The sequence below is a fragment of the Blastochloris viridis genome (assembly GCF_001402875.1).
Lineage (GTDB): Bacteria > Pseudomonadota > Alphaproteobacteria > Rhizobiales > Xanthobacteraceae > Blastochloris > Blastochloris viridis.
On record NZ_CP012946.1, the window covers coordinates 1,274,787 to 1,293,858 of the forward strand.

Annotated in this window: 18 protein-coding genes; 7 read left to right on the forward strand and 11 right to left on the reverse strand. The window is 67.7% G+C overall.

Annotated features, from left to right (window positions below):
• Nucleotides 1–7 precede the first annotated feature (7 nt).
• Entirely contained in the window at nucleotides 8–226 is a 219-nt protein-coding gene (gene hemP / locus BVIR_RS16305) for a hemin uptake protein HemP (protein ID WP_082416757.1), read from the reverse strand.
• A gap of 268 nt (nucleotides 227–494) precedes the next feature.
• On the opposite strand from hemP, the gene BVIR_RS05655 reads away from it, so the two are divergent.
• From BVIR_RS05655 to BVIR_RS05675, 5 genes are all read left to right on the forward strand, one after another.
• Complete coding sequence (locus BVIR_RS05655; protein WP_055036812.1) at nucleotides 495–2,615, forward strand: TonB-dependent hemoglobin/transferrin/lactoferrin family receptor; 2,121 nt, start codon at nucleotides 495–497, stop codon at nucleotides 2,613–2,615.
• 342 nt (nucleotides 2,616–2,957) lie between these two features.
• The gene (gene hutX, locus BVIR_RS05660; RefSeq protein WP_055036813.1) at nucleotides 2,958–3,473 is read left to right on the forward strand and encodes a heme utilization cystosolic carrier protein HutX; all 516 of its coding nucleotides are present in this window, start codon (nucleotides 2,958–2,960) and stop codon (nucleotides 3,471–3,473) included.
• The gene (hutW, locus tag BVIR_RS05665) at nucleotides 3,470–4,855 is read left to right on the forward strand and encodes a heme anaerobic degradation radical SAM methyltransferase ChuW/HutW (protein ID WP_236823721.1); all 1,386 of its coding nucleotides are present in this window, start codon (nucleotides 3,470–3,472) and stop codon (nucleotides 4,853–4,855) included. The genes hutX and hutW overlap by 4 nt, the downstream gene beginning before the upstream one ends.
• Nucleotides 4,856–5,387: 532 nt before the next feature.
• Nucleotides 5,388–6,377 (forward strand): aldo/keto reductase, encoded by a 990-nt coding sequence (locus BVIR_RS05670; RefSeq protein WP_055036814.1) that lies wholly within the window; start codon nucleotides 5,388–5,390, stop codon nucleotides 6,375–6,377.
• A gap of 19 nt (nucleotides 6,378–6,396) precedes the next feature.
• Nucleotides 6,397–7,734 carry a multidrug effflux MFS transporter gene (locus tag BVIR_RS05675; RefSeq protein ID WP_236823722.1) on the forward strand — a complete coding sequence of 446 codons (1,338 nt, stop codon included), beginning with the start codon at nucleotides 6,397–6,399 and terminating at the stop codon, nucleotides 7,732–7,734.
• A gap of 21 nt (nucleotides 7,735–7,755) precedes the next feature.
• Here the strand turns inward: BVIR_RS05675 and BVIR_RS05680 are convergent, their stop codons facing one another.
• Nucleotides 7,756–8,652, reverse strand: coding sequence for a LysR family transcriptional regulator (locus BVIR_RS05680; RefSeq protein WP_055036815.1), 897 nt, complete (start codon nucleotides 8,650–8,652; stop codon nucleotides 7,756–7,758).
• Between the two features lie 312 nt (nucleotides 8,653–8,964).
• Between BVIR_RS05680 and BVIR_RS05685 the strand changes: the two genes are divergently transcribed.
• Together BVIR_RS05685 and BVIR_RS05690 are read left to right on the forward strand one after the other, a co-directional pair.
• On the forward strand, nucleotides 8,965–9,795 hold the full coding sequence (locus tag BVIR_RS05685; RefSeq protein WP_055036816.1) for an oxidoreductase: 831 nt from the start codon (nucleotides 8,965–8,967) through the stop codon (nucleotides 9,793–9,795).
• A gap of 20 nt (nucleotides 9,796–9,815) precedes the next feature.
• Nucleotides 9,816–10,550 (forward strand): SDR family oxidoreductase, encoded by a 735-nt coding sequence (locus tag BVIR_RS05690; RefSeq protein WP_055036817.1) that lies wholly within the window; start codon nucleotides 9,816–9,818, stop codon nucleotides 10,548–10,550.
• Nucleotides 10,551–10,609: 59 nt separating this feature from the next.
• Here BVIR_RS05690 and BVIR_RS05695 read toward each other — a convergent pair whose 3' ends face one another.
• The 9 genes from BVIR_RS05695 to BVIR_RS05735 form a co-directional block, all read right to left on the reverse strand.
• Nucleotides 10,610–11,092, reverse strand: coding sequence for a (R)-mandelonitrile lyase (locus BVIR_RS05695; protein ID WP_055036818.1), 483 nt, complete (start codon nucleotides 11,090–11,092; stop codon nucleotides 10,610–10,612).
• Nucleotide 11,093: 1 nt separating this feature from the next.
• On the reverse strand, nucleotides 11,094–11,453 hold the full coding sequence (locus BVIR_RS05700) for a carboxymuconolactone decarboxylase family protein (RefSeq protein WP_145912062.1): 360 nt from the start codon (nucleotides 11,451–11,453) through the stop codon (nucleotides 11,094–11,096).
• A gap of 145 nt (nucleotides 11,454–11,598) precedes the next feature.
• Complete coding sequence (locus BVIR_RS05705; RefSeq protein WP_417852054.1) at nucleotides 11,599–12,615, reverse strand: alpha/beta hydrolase; 1,017 nt, start codon at nucleotides 12,613–12,615, stop codon at nucleotides 11,599–11,601.
• Nucleotides 12,616–12,815: 200 nt separating this feature from the next.
• Nucleotides 12,816–13,901 (reverse strand): alpha/beta hydrolase, encoded by a 1,086-nt coding sequence (locus tag BVIR_RS05710; RefSeq protein ID WP_055036821.1) that lies wholly within the window; start codon nucleotides 13,899–13,901, stop codon nucleotides 12,816–12,818.
• A gap of 264 nt (nucleotides 13,902–14,165) precedes the next feature.
• Entirely contained in the window at nucleotides 14,166–14,471 is a 306-nt protein-coding gene (locus BVIR_RS05715) for a hypothetical protein (RefSeq protein WP_055036822.1), read from the reverse strand.
• Nucleotides 14,468–15,088 (reverse strand): 3TM-type holin, encoded by a 621-nt coding sequence (locus tag BVIR_RS05720; RefSeq protein ID WP_055036823.1) that lies wholly within the window; start codon nucleotides 15,086–15,088, stop codon nucleotides 14,468–14,470. Before BVIR_RS05720 ends, BVIR_RS05715 begins: the two co-directional genes overlap by 4 nt.
• A complete protein-coding gene (locus BVIR_RS05725; RefSeq protein WP_055036824.1) occupies nucleotides 15,085–15,936 on the reverse strand; it encodes a glycoside hydrolase family 108 protein in 852 nt (283 codons plus the stop codon). The genes BVIR_RS05720 and BVIR_RS05725 overlap by 4 nt, the downstream gene beginning before the upstream one ends.
• A 194-nt stretch (nucleotides 15,937–16,130) precedes the next feature.
• On the reverse strand, nucleotides 16,131–18,338 hold the full coding sequence (locus BVIR_RS05730) for a hypothetical protein (protein ID WP_055036825.1): 2,208 nt from the start codon (nucleotides 18,336–18,338) through the stop codon (nucleotides 16,131–16,133).
• Nucleotides 18,339–18,368: 30 nt separating this feature from the next.
• Nucleotides 18,369–19,070, reverse strand: coding sequence for a DUF2793 domain-containing protein (locus tag BVIR_RS05735; RefSeq protein WP_055036826.1), 702 nt, complete (start codon nucleotides 19,068–19,070; stop codon nucleotides 18,369–18,371).
• Between the last annotated feature and the right edge of the window lie 2 nt (nucleotides 19,071–19,072).

Here is a 19,072-nt window from a genome sequence, read left to right on the forward strand (position 1 = left end):
AGGTGCCTCATTTGGTCAGGATCAGCTTGTTCTGAGAGGTGAGGCGGAGCCGGTAGGTTTCACCCGCGTGTCCGATGGTGATTTCGCGGGTGGATACGAACAGGTCCGCGCTCTCAATCCGGTTCAATTCGATCGAGATGTAGCGTTTCGCGGGCTCAACGGGCATCGAAGTCTTAGTAGTTCCGGTAGTAGACGCCAACAAATTGCTGCCGGTGGTTTCACTCATGATGCATTGGCTCACTTCTGTTGTCTCGCCCACTGTAATTTTTAAGCATTCTAAAGGGTGGATGCTGCGGTTTCGAACCGGTCGAGACGTTGAATTTCTTGGTTGACTCCGCGTAATGCAAATGACTACTAAACGCAATAGCTGAGTGCCGCCCGCCGGGCGGTCAGCCAGCCAGCCGCCGCGGTTCCGGCGTGCCCGCCAGCGCTCACTCCGGACGATCTCAGAAGGGGCTGGAAGTATGGGGCGGACAGGGACCACGATTCGGCGCGTGGCAGGGGCTTCGGCGGTCGCACTCGCCGCCGCCGCGTTCGGCTTGGCGTCGGCGCAGGCGGCAAGCGCACAGGAGCTGACGGGTGACGAGGTGTTGATGCTCGATCCGGTGACGGTGCTGGCGACGCGCACGGAAGAGAAGGTCACCGATGCGCTGGCTGCGGTGAGTGCGGTGCGCCAGGATGACCTCGACAAGATCATGCCGACGCGGCCGGCCGATGTTTTCAAGTACGTCCCCGGCGTGTCGTTCTCCGACCGCGGCGACGATCCCGGTTCCTCGATCAACATCCGCGGCTTGCAGGATTTCGGTCGCGTCGCGGTGATCGTCGACGGTGCACGCCAGAACTTCCAGCGCTCCGGCCACGGCTCCAACGGTCAGTTCTACCTCGACCCGGAGATGTTGGCGGAGGCGGACGTGGTGCGCGGCCCGGTCGCCAACATCTACGGCTCTGGCGCCATTGGCGGCGTGGTGTCGTTCCGCACCAAGGACACCGACGACATTCTGCGCGCCGGCGAGCGCTGGGGCGTGTTGGCGAACTCGATGTTCGCCTCGAACAATGGCCGCCTGCTCGGCTCGCTGTTCGGTGCGGTGCGGCCGAGCGACACCTACGACGTCACCGTCGGCGCCTCCTACCGCACGCAGTCGAACTACGATAACGGCCTCGGCGTCGAGGTCGACAACAGCGGCAACGACATCGCCTCCGGTCTCGCCAAGGCGACGTTCCGTCCGGCCGACGGTCACGAGATCAAGATCTCCGGCCTCACCAACCGCACCGACTACGATGTCGGCCAGACCGCCGCGTCGGCATCGGCGTTCGACACCAAGCTGCAGAACGACACCGCCTCGCTACGCTGGCGCTATTCCAAACCCGAGGATCAACTGTTCGATTTCGACGGTTCGGTCTACTGGACCCGTACCGACATGGAGCAGACCAAGGTCGGTGGCAGCTCAGGCCCGATCACCGGCGATCTCGGCGCCAAGCGTTCCTTCAAAATCGACACCAGCGGCTTCGACCTTCACAACACGACGCGGTTCGAGACCGTGGCGCTGCGCCACGCGCTGACCTATGGCGTCGACTATTTCAAGGATGAGGTCGAGACCGACGACAGCACTGGCGCCTCGGACATGTCGACGCCGTCCGGCGAGCGTTCGGTTTATGGTGGCTTCCTGCAGTGGAAGCTGAACTATTCGAGCTGGTTCGAGCTGATCAGCGCCGCGCGCTACGACGGCTATGAACTGGAGGGCGGTGGCACCTCGTCCGAGGGCGACCGCATCTCGCCGAAGGTGACGCTCGGCATCACGCCGGCACCGTGGTTCACCGTCTACGGCACTTATGCCGAGGGCTATCGCGCGCCGGCGGTGACCGAGACGCTGGTGGCTGGCGCCCACCCCGGCTACGCGGCCGGCATTCCAAGCCTGTTCACCTTCGTGCCGAACCCGAACCTGCGGCCGGAGGTCGGCAAGAACAAGGAAATCGGCATCAACATCCGGCAGGACGATATATGGCGCAAAGGCGACGCATTGCGCGCCAAGGTCAACGTGTTCCGCAACGATATCGATGATTACATCGACATGTACACCTATGGCGACCCGGTGACTTGGTGTCCGAGGGCGGTTCCGGGCTGTCCGCCAATCCCGCTGGTCACCATCAACGACTACTCGTTGGTGCAGTACCGCAACACACCGAAGGCTCGGATCGAGGGCATCGAGTTCGAGGGCCGCTATGATGCCGGGCTGTGGTATCTCGGCGTCACCGCGCAGTGGATGGAAGGCCGCGACGTCATTGAGGATGAGCCGCTGCTGTCGGTGCCTTCCGACAAATTCACCACGCTGTTCGGCCTACGTCTGCTCGACCGCAAGCTGACGCTGCAGGCGAGTTGGACGGCGGCCCGCTACGACGACGTGCCGGCCGGCTACACCTACACCGAATCCTACAACCTGGTGGACGTCTATGTCGGCTACCAGCCGACGCCGGACGTGCTGGTCCACGCCGCCGTCAACAACCTGCTCGACGACTACTATCTGCCGTATCCGGTCGGGCAGACCGACATGATCCTGGCCACGGCCGCGCCGGGCATCACCTACAAGGCCGGCCTCAAGATCAGGTTCGGAGGCTGAGGCGATGCGCGCACCCGCAGGCAGCAACGCTCTGCGGCCCGCCGGCGGCGGGCGGGTGCGGCCTCATGCCAGCCGGTTCGGACGCTCCCCGCCCGACCGCCGGTTTCACGCCGTGTCCCCCGGCGTGCGCCGGCCCCGCGACCTCGCGGCGTCATTCGGGCGAGGCCGGCCGGCGAGGAGCCCCCGACTCGTCGTGCCGGTTTCAACAGCCTTATCCCGCGCCTTTTGCTCGGGCCTGCCGACGGTGTCGCCCCCGGCGCCGTCGGCAGGGCTTTTCGTTCCGGCTCATCGAGCCGTCCTGCCAACCGACCGCGGCGACGGCCGCGACAGCGGAGTGACACCATGACCGTTCCCGACGAACTCGTCCGCCGCCTTGCCGCCAATCCCGGCCTGGTGATCGAACAGGCCGCGCGCCAGTACGACGTCACCGCGCGCGATGTCGTCGAGGCGCTGCCGGAGGCGAACCGCCGCTTCGCGCCGGGCTCCGCGTTCATCGAGGTGATGACCGATATCGCGAACTGGGGTGACGTCACCTTCATCATCCACACCGACGATGGCGTGTTCGAGATCACCGGCAAGGTGCCGGCGGGCGAACTCGGCCACGGCTATTTCAATCTGATGGCGCCCACCGGCCTGCACGGCCACCTGCGCCACGACCGCTGCAGCGCCGTGGCGTTCGTCGAGCGGCCGTTCATGGGCACGCCGTCGGCGGCGGTGATGTTCTTCAACATCGAGGGCGGCGTCATGTTCAAGGTGTTCGTCGGTCGTGACGAAACCCGCGCGCTGAGGGCAGATCAGGTCGAGGCGTTCCGGGCGCTGGCCGACCGGCTGTCTCGTGCCGCCGAGGTGGCGGCGTGAGCACGCCGATGCCGCCCGGCCGGCGCATGGCGCCGGCGGCCGATCCGCTCGCCCGCTTCATCGCGGCGTGCGAGGGTGATCCGCTCACCGCCGCGTTTCCCTCGCGCGTGCCGGTGATGCCGTGGCGCGGCGCGACGCCGCTGCCGGCCGAGGAGATCGACGCCGCTTATGACGACGTGCTGAGGCGGCCGCGCACTGAAACCACCATCGCCTATCTGCACGTGCCGTTCTGCCACAGCCACTGCCTGTTCTGCGGTTTTTTCCAGACGACGTGGCGAGCGGAATTCTCCGCGCCCTACGTCGACAGCGTGATCGGCGAACTGGAACGTGCGGCTGGCGCCGCGCTGGTGGCGGAGGGGCCGCCGCTGGAGGCGGTCTATTTCGGCGGCGGCACCCCGACCGCGCTGGCGGCGAGCGACCTGGCGCGGCTGGTCGAAGCGGTGCGGCGCTATCTGCCGCTGGCGCCGGACTGCGAGATCACTGTCGAGGGCCGCATCTACGACTTTCCGATCGAGAAGGCGCGTGCTGCGGCCGATGCCGGCGCCACCCGGTTTTCAATCGGGGTGCAGACCTTCGACACCACGGTTCGCCGCCGGCTCGGCCGCAAGGCCAGCCGTGCCGAGGTCGAACGGGCGCTGACCGCGCTGCTCGAACTGCGTGGCCCGGCGGTGATCGTCGACCTGATCTACGGGCTGCCGGGCCAGGACGCCCGCACCTGGCAGGTCGACGTCGCGACCGCGATGGCGCTGGGCCTCGACGGCGCCGACGTCTACGCCCTCAACCTGTGGCAGAACGGCCCGCTGGCGAAGTCGATCGCCCGCGGCAAGCTGCAGGCGGGGGCGGCGTTGCCGGAGCAGGCACTGCTCTACGACGGCGCGGTGAGCCGGCTGCTCGACGCCGGCTGGCGCCAGCTGTCGCAGGCCCATTTCGGCCGAACCATGTTGGAGCGCAACCGCTATAACCGGCTGGTCAAGGACGGCGCGGTCTGCCTGGCGTTCGGCGGCGGTGCGGGCGGCTCGGCTCACGGTCTGTCGTGGCGCACCACGCCGGCGCTCGACCGCCGCGCCGATGCGCTGGCCGGCGGCCGGTGGCCGATCGAGGGCATGGCGCGGTTGCCGGCCGACCATGCTGCCCGCACCCGCGTCATAACCTCGCTCGACCTCGGCCGGCTCGACCTTGCCGCGCTGGAGCGCGAGGCGCCGGGCGTGCGGGCGGCGGCGGACGGTCTCCTCGCCAATTGGTGCGAGGCCGGGCTGATCACGGTCGAGGGCGAGGTGATGACCACCACCCGCGCCGGTGCGTTCTGGTCGGTCAATCTCACCTCCGGCCTGCACGCCGCGCTCGACATCGCCGCTAACGCCGCCGCCACCCGCGCGGCGTGATCCGAACTCCGGCTGATCTGGCCGGAGTGACGCTATGCCTGCCCGATCAAGGCCCGGCAGGGCGAGACCGGCTGCACCGGCCGCGCCGTCCCGATGGAGAAGCTCGACAATCTGGTCGCCAGCCACCTCGAAGACAGGTTGTTTCAGCCCGAGCGGCTGGAGGGAAAGGAGCTGGAATCCAACCTTCTCCGCTCGACTTGCGTAAGTGATTATTTCCGAGCGCACTCGTCGCGTTTTCCGACGCCATGTCGGCGCCGGAGAACCCGCCGCGCCGCTTTCTGCAAGAGCATTACGCGCACTGGTGCCGGACCAGCTCTCGTGCCCGATCGCCGTGATGCCGTGATAAGCGCCGCTCATGAATGCGTCGGCGAGCGCGATGGCCGCGGACCGATGGCGCCGGCGCCATTCATTAGATGACGTGATGACCGCAATCGGATCATAGCGGCTAATCGATGATTGGCCGTTGGCCTATTGTCCCGACAACGCAACGGCCAGGCGTCGCCGACAAACGTCGCCAAAGAGAGGATCAGCGATGCGAAAGCGCGTACTCGGCCACGCCGGGCTCGAAGTGTCGGCCATGGGCTTCGGCTGCATGGGCCTGAATTTCGGCTACGGACACCCTTTGAGCAAGGACGACGGCATCTCGCTCATTCGCGCTGCGGTGGAGCGAGGGGTGACGTTCTTCGACACCGCAGAGATCTACGGCCCGTTCACCAACGAAGAGATCGTCGGTGAGGCGCTGGCGCCCGTCCGCGACCGGGTGGTGATCGCCACAAAATTCGGCTTCGACATCGAAAACGGCAAGATGGCCGGCATGAACAGCCGGCCCGAGCACATCCGCGCGGTGTGCGACGCCTCGCTGAAGCGACTCGGCGTCGACGTGATCGATCTGTTCTACCAGCACCGCGTCGACACCAACGTGCCGATCGAGGATGTCGCGGGCGCCGTCAAGGAGCTGATCGCGGCCGGCAAGGTGAAGCACTTCGGCCTGTCCGAGCCGGGCGCACAGACGGTCCGCCGTGCCCATGCGGTCCAGCCGGTCACCGCGATCCAGAACGAGTACTCGCTGTGGACGCGCGGCCCCGAGACCAACGGCATCTTCGCAGCGTGCGAGGAGCTGGGGATCGGCATGGTGCCCTACAGCCCGCTCGGCAAGGGTTTTCTCACTGGCACGTTCAGCAAGGATACCGAGATCGGCGAGAACGACTTTCGAAAGATCCTGCCCCGCTTCACGCCGGAGGCGTTGGAAAAGAATCAGGCGCTGGTGGATCTTTTGAAGCGCATCGCCGGCGACAAGAACGCGACGCCGGCCCAGATCGCGCTCGCCTGGCTGCTGGCGCAAAAGCCCTGGATCGTGCCGATTCCCGGCACCACCAAGCTGCATCGCCTGGAGGAGAATCTCGGCGCCGTCGACGTCGTGCTGGCCGCGAACGATCTCGCCGCGATCGAGCGGGCATTGGCCGACATCGCCATCAAGGGCGAGCGTTACCCCGAGCAGTTGATGGCCACCACGGGGCGATGAGCGTGGCCGGACCAGGGTGATGAGCAGCATGCTCGAACACGGCCCGGAGGACGTGGACGCGGGCGCTGCTCCCGTTTATGCGGACGGTCCCGCGCCCAACGTCGCGCCGCGCGCCGACGACGTCGAGGCTGTCGGCGCGGTCGCGCCGGCGCCAGCCGGGGCCGCCCGGCACGGCTGGTGGATGCTCGGCGTCCTGAGCCTGCTGATGGGGTTCGCGTCGATCTCGACCGACCTCTATCTGCCGGCGATGCCGGCCATGGGGCTGTCGCTTCGCGCCAGCGCCGGCACGGTGGAGTGGACCGTCTCCGGCTATCTGGTCGGCTTCAGCCTGGGTCAGCTCCTCTGGGGACCGGTCAGCGACCGGCATGGACGCCGGCTGCCGGTCGCGATCGGGATCGCGCTGTTCGTGATCGGCTCTGCCGGTTGCGCGCTGGCGGGAGACGTGTCGTCGATCATCGCCTGGCGGATCGTGCAGGCCGTCGGGGCGTCCGCCGGCGTGGTGCTGTCGCGGGCGATGGTGCGCGACCTCTACGAGGGGCACCGGGCCGCACAGATGCTGTCGACGCTCATCACCGTGATGGCGATCGCGCCCCTGCTCGGGCCGATCGTCGGCGGGCAGATCCTCGTCTTCGCCGGGTGGCGGGCGATCTTCTGGACCCTGGTCGGTGTCGGCCTCGTGACACTCGTGGCGCTGATCACGCTGCCCGAGACGCTGTCGGACGATCGTCGCAGCCGGGACTCGCTCGGTCGCGCTCTCGGCCGTTATGGTGAGCTGCTGCGCCGTCCTCGGCTGCTCGGCTATGCCGGGGCGGGAGGCTGCCTCTACGCGGGCATGTTCGCCTACATCGCCGGCTCGCCCTTCGCCTTTATCGCTTACCACCGCCTGCCGGCCCAGCTCTACGGCCTGCTGTTCGCCGCCGGCATCGTCGGCATCATGGCCGCCAACATGATCAATGTACGCTTGCTGCCGCGGAATGGCAGCGATCGGCTGCTGACCGCGGGCACCGTGATGGCGGCTGCCTCGGCCCTCGTGGTCGCGCTCGCCGCCGAGACCGATTGGGGCGGCCTGTGGGGTCTCGCCGTGCCGCTGTTCGTGTTCGCGTCCTCGACCGGCCTCATCGTCGCCAACTCCATCGCCGGCGCGCTGAGCGACTTTCCCAAGCAGGCCGGGACCGTCTCGGCTCTGGTCGGCGCGATGCAGTACGGCAGCGGGATTCTCGGCTCCGGGCTGGTCGGCGCCTTCGCGGACGGCACGCCCCGGCCCATGGGCTGGGTGATCGCCCTTTTCGGCGTCGGCAGCTTCCTCAGCGCCCGGCTGCTCCTGACGGCCCGCCCGAAGCGCGCGGGCCCGGCCTGATCCGTCGAACGTCGGGCCTCTTCAGTCGCCGTGGTAGCGGAGAAGCCCCACGAGCAAGGCCAAGGCCGGCGACGAGTGCCGCCGGCTCGGATAATAGAGGTGATAGCCCGGAAAATACGGGCACCAGTCCTCCAGGACCCGCACCAGGCGGCCAGCCGAGACATGGGGCAGCACGGTGTCATCGGGGATGTAGGCGAGGCCGAGCCCGTCCAGGGCCGACTGCACCCTGAGGCCGAGATTGTTGAAGACGAGCTGGCCCTCTCCACGTACCCGGACCTCGCGGCCGTCCTTCTCGAGATCCCAGGCGAACAGGCCGCCATAGGTCGGAAGCCGGACGTTGATGCAGTTGTGCGTGGCCAGATCCTGAGGGGTTTGCGGGGGCGGATGCCGGGCGAAATAGGCCGGCGAGCCGACGACCGCCATCCGCATCTGCGGCCCGATGCGCACTGCGATCATGTCCTTGGCGACCTGCTCCCCGAGGCGGACGCCGGCATCGTAGCCCTCGGCGACGATGTCGGTCAGGCCGTAGTCGACGATGATCTCGACATTGATGTCGGGATAGTCCGGCAAGAACCGCCGGAGAGCGGGCTGCAGGACGGAGATCGCCGAATGCTCTCCTGCCGTGATGCGGACCGTGCCGGCAGGCTTGTCGCGCAACGCGCTCAGCGCCGCGATCTCGGTCTCGATCTCCTCGAAGCGCGGCGCCACCATCTGCAGCAGCCGCTCGCCGGCCTCCGTCGGAGAGACGCTCCGCGTCGTCCGCGTGAGCAGACGCAGGCCGAGCCGCTCCTCGAGGTTCTTCACCGTCTGGCTGAGCGCGGACTGCGATACGCCGATCTTCGCCGCCGCCCGCGTAAAGCTGCGTTCCTTGGCGACCATCGCGAACGCGGCCAGATCGTTGAAGTTCTCGTGCAGCATTCATTACCTCAACTTATGACGGCAACCGGATTGTACCGCCTAATCGCAGGACCGCGCATGCGCTAAATCATCTCTCGACAATGAATCGTGGGCCAAGTCGCTCGCGCGATCAGCGGCCGTCGAATATCGACGCGCCTTTGGCTGCGCGCACGGACGCCCTGGTTCGGGTCCGTTGCCGGCATCACGAAGCATCGCCTGGAGGAAAGCACCGGCTCGGCGTTCGCGCCGGAGCCGTCGGCGATCCGGCGGGGCAATCGCAGTCCCGCTCGTCTCCAGCCCGCTCGGGCCGGTCAAGCACGAGGAGAGATACATATGACGACTTGGCTGATCACCGGATGTTCGAGCGGCCTCGGCCGAAGTCTCGCCGAGGGGGTGCTCGACGCCGGCTTTAATGCCGTCGTCACGGCCCGTGACCCCGCTGCCCTGCAGGCGCTGGTCGCCGCGCATCCGGACACGGCGCTCGCTGTCGCGCTCGACGTGACGAAGCCGGAGCAGGTGGCGCGGGCGGCCGCGGCCGCGAAGGATCGGTTCGGAGGCGTGGACGTGCTGGTCAACAACGCCGGCCACGGCTACCGCGCCGCCGTCGAGGAAGGCGACGAGCGGGAGGTGAACGACCTCTTCGCGACGAATTTCTTCGGTGCCGTCGCCATGATCAAGGCGGTCCTGCCGGGAATGCGGGAGCGTCGCAACGGCACCATCCTGAACGTCTCGTCCATCGCCGGCCGGCTGGCCGCGCCCGGCTCCGGCTACTACTCGGCCACGAAGTTCGCCCTCGAAGGAATGTCCGACGCGTTGCGCAAGGAAGTCGGGCCGCTCGGCATCCGGGTGACGATCATCGAGCCGGGCGCCTTCCGGACGGAGTTCGCCGGACGCTCCTTGCAACAGGCGAAGGCTTCGATCGCCGACTATCGCGACACCGCCGGCCCCAGGCGGAAGGAGAACGACAAGACGCACGGTACGCAGCCCGGCGACCCGGCCCGCGCGGCGCAGGCGATCATCGAAATGGTCGCCGACGCGGCTCTGCCTGTCCGGCTGCTGCTCGGCAGCGACGCCGTCCGGATCGTCGGCGCCGAGGTCGATGACCAGCGCCGGGAGATCGATGCCTGGAAAGCGACCAGCCTCGCCACCGACTTTCCGAGCTGAAGCCGAGAGAGGTCGAAAAGATGAAGATGCAGGATCTGACCGGGAAGATCGCCGTCGTCACCGGCGCGTCGAGCGGCATCGGCGCGGCGGCGGCCCGGCTGCTCGTCGCCGAGGGTGTCCGCGTCGTGCTGGTCGCGCGCCGGCGCGAGCGGATCGATGCCCTGGCGGCGGAGTTGGGCGACAGCGCGACCCCGATTGCAATGGACGTCACCGACGCCGGGCAAGTCGAGGCGCTCTTCTCTCGCGTGCGCGAAACATTCGGCGGGCTGGATCTCCTGTTCAACAACGCCGGGCTCGGGGTCTTCGGAGACTTTGCGAACAGCGAGCCGGCGGACTGGCGCCGGATGATCGACACCAATCTGCTCGGCCTGCTCACTTGCACCCGGACAGCCATTCCCCTCCTGCGCGGCCGCGCCGGCGCCATGATCGCGTCGGTCTCCAGCACCGGCGGCCGCTACGGCGTCGAGGGCTGGTCGGTCTATTGCGCGACGAAATACGCCGTCGTCGGATTCCACGAGACGCTGCGCAAGGAACTCGGCGCGGACGGCATCCGCGTGAGCGTCATCGAGCCGGGCGCGGTGTGGACGGAGTTCGGCCACAACGTTCCAGCGGAGGCGTTGCGCGATCGGCGCCAGAGCCTCGACGCCCTGACGCCCGAGGACGTGGCACAGGCGCTCGTCTACGCCTTCGCGCAGCATCCGCGCGTCCTCGTCCAGGAAATTCTCGTCCGGCCGGTGCGGCAGGTGGCCCCCTGAAGGCGCGACCGGCCGACCGGGTCGCGCGCTCGGACACGGCTACGCTTCGACCAGTTGCCTCAGCGCCGGTACTGATCGTCCGCGACCTGCTCCATCCACTCGACCGACTTGCCGTCGAGCGCTTCGGCGATCGCGATGTGCGACATGCCGTGGGTCGGGGTCGCGCCGTGCCAGTGCTTGATCCCGGGCGGGATCCACACGACGTCACCCGGCCGGATGTCCTGAACCGGGCCGCCCCATTGCTGCACCCGACCGACACCGGCGGTGACGATCAGGGTCTGCCCGAGAGGATGCGTGTGCCAAGCCGTGCGCGCGCCGGGCTCGAAGGTCACGATGCCGCCGCCGACGCGGGCGGGCGCGGTGGCCTGGAAACGCTGGTCGACGCGAACCGAGCCGGTGAAGTTGCCGGCGGCGCCAGCGGTGGACGGCTGTGATCCGGCCGGCATGACAGTGATCATCGGATCGGCCTTGGCGTCTGCGGCCGACGCACACAGCGCGATGGAAAGGACCATGGGAAGGATCTTCGCGGCGAGATGCTTCATGTCATTTCTTCTGAAAGACGTCCTTGGCGATCGCGACCGCAGACACCGCGTTCGGCCAGCCGGCATAGAAGGCGAGATGCGTGATGGTCTCGACCAGCTCCTCCTCGGTGACGCCGTTCTGGCGGGCGAGCGCCAGGTGGGAGCGGAGCTGATCGGGCCGGTTCATTGCGATCAGCGCCGCGACGGTGATCAGGCTGCGGTCGCGCGGGGACAGCTGCGGGCGCTTCCAGATGTCCCCGTAGAGCACCTCGTCGGTCAGCTCCGCGAGTTTTGGCGCGACGGTCCCCATCAGCTGCTGCGCCCGGGACGGCGGCGGGGCGGCGCCGGGGTTCGGCGCGGTCGGTGCCTGGGCGTGGGCCATGGTGGCGATGCCGCCGCCCGCCAGGATGGCGGCGGCGAGGACGAGACGTCTGGCGCTTTGCTTCACGGCTGTGTTCCTCGTGTCGGGGGCGGGAATGGGCACCGAGCGCCCGTTCCCTGGCCGAAGGCGAAGGCGGACAAAACCTTCAGGCGGACGCGAGATGCTGGCCGAAGAAGGTCTTCAGCTTGCCCATCGCGGCATCGACGTATTTGGGGACCCAGTAGGTCTCGATGTGGGTCGCGCCGTCGATCTTGAACAGCTCTTTGGTCTTCGTGCCGGTGGCCTTGGCGAACGCATCCTCGGTAATGTAGAGGCTGTCGGCCTTGCTTCCGGCGATCATCAGCAGCGGCGTGTCGATCAGATCGATCTGATCGGTGGCATCCCAGCGCATCAGGTCCAGCAAGCTGCTCATGGTGTACTTGAAGGTCGAGCCGGGATGCGCGTGCGTCTTCCAGTAGTACTCGTAACCCTGCCGATACAGATCGAACGGAAGTGCGGCGATCTGCGCGTCCGTCAGATTGGCGTCGCCGGCATACAGAACAGCTCCGCCCGCCACCTCCTGGGCGCGGGCGGCCGACGCCTGCTGCAGGCGCTGCTGGATTGTCGCGAGCTGCGAGTCCACATACCCGTTGCGGCGAACGCGACCGGAGTTGAACATGCTCAGCGTCGCGATCGACTTGAAGCGCTTGTCGACCTTCGCGGCCGCCAGCGCGTAGCCCCCGCCGCCGCAGATCCCGAGCAGGCCCAGGCGCGCGGTGTCGACGCCCGCATAGCGGGTGATGAAGTCCGCCATGCCGTGGATGTCCTCGGTGCGGAACTGAGGCTTGTCCATGCTGCGGGGCTGGCCGCCGCTCCCGCCCTGGTATGCCGCATCCGCCGCGATCGTGATGTAGCCCTGCTCGGCGAGATGCTGGGCATACAGGCCGGCGACCTGCTCCTTCACGCCGCCGTTCGGGTGCGCCACGACGATCGCAGGATATTTCTGCTGCGGCGTGTAGTTCGCCGGAGTGTAGACATTGGCGACGATGTCCAGGCCGTTGAGCTTGTAGGTGACCGGGTGGATGTTGACCTTGCCCGGCTCGTTCTTCGTGATCGCGCCGTCATAGACCAGGGTGAACGGATTCTGCTTGTGATCCGCTGCGGACGCCGGGGCGTTGGTCATCGCTGAAAGTCCTATTGCTGTGGCCGATACAACGAGCGCGGAGGCTCCGAGGAACTCGCGTCGATTTTTGGTGATCACGTCGTCGGTCATGATGGTCTCCTGGCTAGGCGGGTCGGGCGCCGTCCGCAGTCGCTTGAGGGTTTGGTGTCTTGGTTCAGAGCCCCGGTTTGCGGACATGCTCTGGTCCAATGGGCTCACGATCAATCCAGGCGTTTTTCAGCGAGGAACTTCGAGACCAGATCCGCAATCTCGACATTGTTCAGATCCGCGAACGGGAAGTGGGTGTTGCCCCGGATCCCGTTCTCCGGAAGATGGACGAGTCGCGCGTCGCCGCCGTGCCGGTTGACGGCGTCGACCCAGAGCCGGGCCATGGCGAGGCGGACGCGCCAGCTGTCCTGACCCGGAAGATCCACGGGCGCCGACGGAATGTTGTCGCCGTAGACGATGACGATCGGAACTCTCGTGAGCGCCATGAAATCCGGCACCGGCACGGGGACGCCCTGAAGGGTGTCGAACGCGCTCGGCATCGGCGCCGGCACCTCGCCTTGCGGGAAGAGGAAATTGCTTCCCGGCTCGAAGGCGACAATGGCTTTGATGTTCGGGCTCTTGATGGCGGCGAGCCAGCCCGGTCCCCCGCTTTGCGAATGGGTCACGAGGATGCCGGGGCCGATCTTCGCGAACAGCGCGGCGACGGCGTCGGACACGACGTTCATGTCGAACGGCCCGGTGTTCGGGGTCATCGCCCGGAAGTACTGGTTCAGCGTCTCGGGATCGCGCGCGAACTGCACGCCGTCGAAGTAGTTCGGCCAGACGCCGACGCGGAACTGGTTGAACCACATCTGCTCGTCGGGCGTCGGCTTGATCGTCGCTTCGACGGTGCTGCGCCCGGCGTCGCCGCGACGGGGCTGGTCGACGAGATAGGCGGCGAAGCGGCGGCGAAGGAAGATCGTCTGGAAGCCCTCGCGGCCGTCCGGCGTCGTCTCCCAGGTTTTCGAGAACTGGCCCGCGCCGTGCCACATGACCAGCGGCAGAGGGCGCGCATTCACCGGCACCTGATAGAAGGCGTAGAGGTGGTCGCCGTGATAGGTCTGCCCCGCCGGGTCGAGCGGCTTGCGGGGATCGAACGCGCCGGGTGCCGTCAGCACGGTTCCGCCGACGGCGAAACTCCCCTGGTCTTCGAGCGCGATCGGCGTCCATTGCCCGACCCGATCGGCCGCGTTCACGAGCCCGGCCGCGCAGAAAGACAGCGCGACCACCGCGGCCAAGACGTTGCGTGACGTTTGCATGCCGGCTCACCTCCACGACGCCGATCCTACATGGGGGGTGCAAACACGATTAGGTAATGACTCGCGCTAAGACTGATAAGCAGAACTAATGAATACCGGCGAATTTCGTTGACACCTCATCGCGGGTGCTGATTTCGTCTCGACATCGTTAACAATTGTAGGAGGTCCGGTAGCCCGAACGGTCTTCTCGTAGAAGTGCCGAGGCTCATGGTCATCTCGCCCGGACGACCGCTTCACTCTTGTCGGTCGATACCGAGATGGGCATCACTTTCTGCTCCCGTTGCCGTTGGTGAGCCACCGCTTGCCGGCTTCGAGCAAGGAGCCGTCGATCAGGCCGGAGCACAGCTTGATGGCGAGGAGGCCGAGCGCGAAGCCGGAGGCGCCGGGCGAGAGCCCGAGCTTGATCGCCACCACGTCGCCCATGAAGATTGCCGTGATCACCGCCACGGTGCAGACCCCGAGCGCCTGCTTCGGGGCCAACTGTTTCTTCAGGATCAGGTAGACGACCCCGCCGGCGAGGCCGGCGACCGCGCGCCAGGCCACGTCGGCCAGTTCGGAGAGGTTGGTCATCGGCGCACCTTCCGAGTCGCGGCCTTGACGAGGGGGTCGATTGCGGTCGGGACGGGCTGGCCGGTGAGGGCCGCCTCCTTCTCGCGCGAGCGGCCGTTGACGTAGACACCGAGGACACCGAAGCGCGCGCCCCAGTACAGGGAGAGGAGTCCCGATGCGTTGACCGCCCAGGCGGCGATCTTCCCGGCGCCGAAGGCGAGATCCCACATCGCCAGCGCCCAGCAGACCGCGCATTCGAGCGTCAGCTCGAATGCGTAGATCGGCCGCCACCAGCGCTGCACGACGTCGCCGGACACCGCCTCGATCCGCATGGTCTCGTTCGTCTCGCCGAGCGCCTGGGCTTGCGCCTCGGCGTCCGCCTTGGCGATGTCGGCGAGGGCCGGCCATTTCGCCTGGGCCTCGGCTTCGGCGGCGGACAGTTTCGGCCCGAGCGTGTCCGCAGGCGTTTCCTCGAGCGCCTTGTCGACCGCGTCCGGGGTCGGCTCGACGCCGAGCGCGTCGGCGATGACGCCGCCGATGGAGTCTCCGATCATGCCACCGAGGGGGCCGCCCAGTGCGCGGCCGATGATGGGCGCACCCGCTTTCACGAGCGCGCCGCCGAGGTCCTGCCAGTTCATTGCGCAGCCTCCTTGGTATTGCCGATGAGGGCGGAGAGATCGGTTTCGAGCTCGCCCTTCATGGCTGCTGCATAGGCCTTTGCCCGCTCGCCATGCCGCCGCCACGCCCAGACGAGGGCCAGCGTGAGCGCGACCACGCCGAGCGCGACGAGGCCGATCGTCAGCCACGAGGTCCAATCGAATGACGCCGCATCGACCTGCGTGAGGGTGCCGGTCCCGGCAGCGGTTCCGCCGCCGGCGGTCGCAGCCGCGTTGCCGCTGCGCTTGGCGCTCTTCCGGGCGCCCGACGCCTCGCGCGCGAGGCTGCCGGCGATGTCGGCCGCGCCTTGCGCTTCGAGCGCCATCTTGACGCCGATCGCCTCCATGCGGGCGTTGCGGGAAAGCCACCCGCGGCCGAAGGCCGAGAAGGTCCGCAGCGACCGATAGAAGCTCGCCCGCCGAGCACAGGCGCGCTTGACGATGCCGACCGTGTCGGCGGAGCGGCACGCGAGCGCGGCCAGCTCTTTCGGGTTTCGGGTGGAAACGCCGATGGCGGCACCCATGATCTGCGGGGCGCGGCCGGTCCCGGAATTGACCGCGATGTCGAACACGATCTGGTCGGGCCCCTTGGGCCAGGCGTCGCCGACCATCGGGACCCAGTAGTTCCCGCGGTAGATGTCCTGCAGCTCTTCCTCGGAGATGTGGCGGACGCTTCTGTCCGGCAGACCGTGTTTCGTGCGCCAGCGCGTGTATTCCCGCTGGATGATCCCGCGCATGGTGGGACCACCCGGATCGCGCGGGTCGTTGGTCCAGCCGCCCTCTTCGCGCAGCGTGTTGGCGAGACAGCGGGGATAGTTCTCTTGCGTCATCTGAACCCTCCAGACATGAAAAAGCCGCCCGGAAGGGCGGCGTATTGGAGCGTCGGTGGTGTTCTCGTTCGGCCCAAACGGGACGGCGAACGGTGGCGCACAGGCGGCCCGTGGGCGCGAAACGGCAGCCGAGCGCGGCAACCCACAGCCAGGGCGGCGGCGCGCCCTCTGACCGCCTGTGGCGCGGCGTGGCCTCAGGGTGCGGTGTAGCCCTGCGCGGCGACGTAGACGCTGGCGCCGGTCGTGATGCAGGCGAAGTTGAGCGCCGCGTTGGCGGTGGATTTCAGGGGCGACGGGAAAGCGAAGGTGTCGGCATTCGCCATGCTGGCCGGCAGCAGCAACCGCCAGATCACGGTCGAGCCGTCCTTGACCACGATCTCGGTCGCGGTGGCGTTGGTGTTCTTGAGCTGGAGGGCGGTCAGGTAGCGGCGGATGCCGGCGCCGGCCGCAGCGGCGAGCACGACGTCGGTCGTGGTGGTGACCGCCGCCCCGGTGTAGGACCAATCGGCCTCCGGGATCGAATAGGGCTTCTGGACGAGGGCCCCGATCATCGTCGCCATCAGGTGGACGAGATCGCCGGTCGCCGACATCGCCGCCTGGTTGGCGTTGGCGGCCCGCGCGCCGATGCCGACCGGATTGCCGACGGCGGCATCCTGCGCGACGCCGCCGGTCACGGTGACGGCCGAGACGGCGTTGGTGACGAGGACTGGAGCTGCGTCCATCTGGTCGCCGCGCGCGAAGCCGCCGATCGACTCCGTGATGAGCCGGGTGAACTCCATGACGCGGATGAAGTGGAGGCGGAAATCCGTCCGCGGCAGCACCGCGCCGCCGGCGTTGGTCACCGTGATGTCGGCACCGGTCGGCGCGGTGCCGATCGGCTCGAGGATCAGGTTGGTGCTCGCGGCCTCGCGCACCCGGTAAGGGCCGTCGACGCCGAGATCGGCGCCCGTCGTGGCATCGCGCACCCCGTGCAGATTGACGTACTGGCCATGCTGAAGGCCGGCCCACGCCGAATTGCCGACGACGGTCAGCACATTGGCGGTGCGCGCGACCGACTGGACGATCTGGGTGACCGGCGCGGCGAATACGCCGCCGTTGACCCGGATCACGGTGCCGCCATAGGAGGTGGCAGTCGCCGCGACACCCAGGGCGACCGTGATCCTCAGCGCGTCGACCACCGACGCCACCGCGGTCGGCGTCGCCAAATTGGCAAAGTTGGTCTGGTCGCGGATGCCGTAGACGACGATCTGGTCGCCGGTGGTGAGATCGTGCGGCTGGTCGAAGGTGATCGTGGTCGTCGTGGTGCCGGTCTTTGCGGCGGAGACGATCTTGCCCGCGGGCCGAGAGGCCGATCGGTGGTTCTTGGCCCGGAACCGGAGCTTGTAGTCGCGGGCCGGGTTCGGGACGACCTGGGTGCGCTTGAACAGCGCCGAGAGCGCGGCGACGCTGTCGATCGGCGAGGCGCTGAACGTCACCTTTTCGAGCTGCGGCAGGATCTCAAAGAGGCCGGCCGGGGCGAAGGCATAGGCGCCGGCGGCCGTCACCAGCTGCGTTGCGGCGGTCGACACCGTGAACGCCGCAGCATGGTTGCCGGCGATTGTGCCGGACGGCAGCGCGTCGCCGCCTTCGGAGCGCACATAATAGCTCTCGCTGGTCGCGGTCGCGCCCTCGAACACCAGGCTCGACCCGTTGCGGGCATAGCCGATCGGATCGGCCTTCAGCACGAAGCCGGCTGCAAACGGCCCAGCGGTCACCGACGGCAGAGCGCCCTGCGGTCCGGCGGTCGCGGTGAATGTGGTTGGCGTCGGCGTGGTCGCGATCGTGACGACGGCATAGTTCAGGCGGCTGTCGGAGACGCCATAGGTCGAGACCTTCTCGCCGATCTTCAACCCGTGAGGCGTGCCGGTCGTGACCGAGAGCGTCGTCGTTGCCTGGGAGATCGCGGCGATGGCAACGGGCGAGGCCGGGACCAGAGGCACCGCACCCGGCCAATCATCGGTCGAGACGAGTTCGAACGAGAACTCCTGCCCGTTGATCCGCTGCGACATCGAAATACCAGCTGCGACACGGACCGGCATGACGAAGCGGTCGAGCGTCTCGATGATCGTCTCGGTGCCGTCCGCGAGCGGGTCCTTCGAGACCACGAGATAGCTCGCGCCGGCGACGTTGCCGTCGACCTGGACGATGTCGCCACCTACGATCTGCACCGCATTCCAGCGGTCCGTCGTGTCGAAGGCCTCGAAGGCGTCGCGGAACTTGGTCGGCGCCCCCAGGATGCTGACCATCGGTGCGATGCGTCCCTCCTGATCCTGGATCGCTGCGCCGCGGACGTAGCCGGCCGTTCCGCCGGGCACGTCGGGGGTGCTCCCCGGCGCGCTCGGCCAGAGCAGTTCCTTGGTCATGATGGTCTCCGGTGATCAGAGTTCAGGGGATCAGCTGCTCGGCGCGGCGAAGGCGAGCGCGTAGAGCACGATGCGGACTTTGCCGCCGGTGAAGTTGCCGCCGGCCGCGGTCACGCGGATCGGCGTCGCGGCGTAGAAGGCGGTGGGGCCGATGACGCCGATATTGGTGGACCCGAGCGCAATCCCGAGCGATCCGCCGAACTGGCTGGTGTTGCCGACGACGCCGACCGAATAGGAGGTGGCGCCGGTGATGCCTTGCGTGGTGCGGGAGGCGACGCCGAGCACGATCATGCGGTCGGCGATGATGGCTGGCGCGGTGGTCTCGACATAGGCGCCGGTCAGCGTCAGTTCCTGCTCAACGGCGACGAGCCGGATCGCGCCGCCGTTCGCTGTCCCGACGATCCGATCGCGCCAGGCGCCATCGGTCCAGACCAGGGTGAGCCGTTCGTCTTCGACATGGACAGTCCAGCCGGGCTTCGGCGCGAGGAATGTCCAGGCGCCACCGATCCAGGCGGCGATCTGGGTGGCCTTGCCCGACCAGGCGCCGGTCGGGCTCGCACCGATGATCCAGCGCTCGCCCTCCGCCGGACTGCCGGGTGGCGTGGCGAGCGACCGGCTCTTCACCGCGGGCATCACCAGTGCGTCGAGGAGCGCCAGCCCCTCATTGACGGTGACGTGCTTCTGCGCCTGGTCGGCCGCAAGTTGCGGCAGACCGAGATTGGTCGTCGGCATGG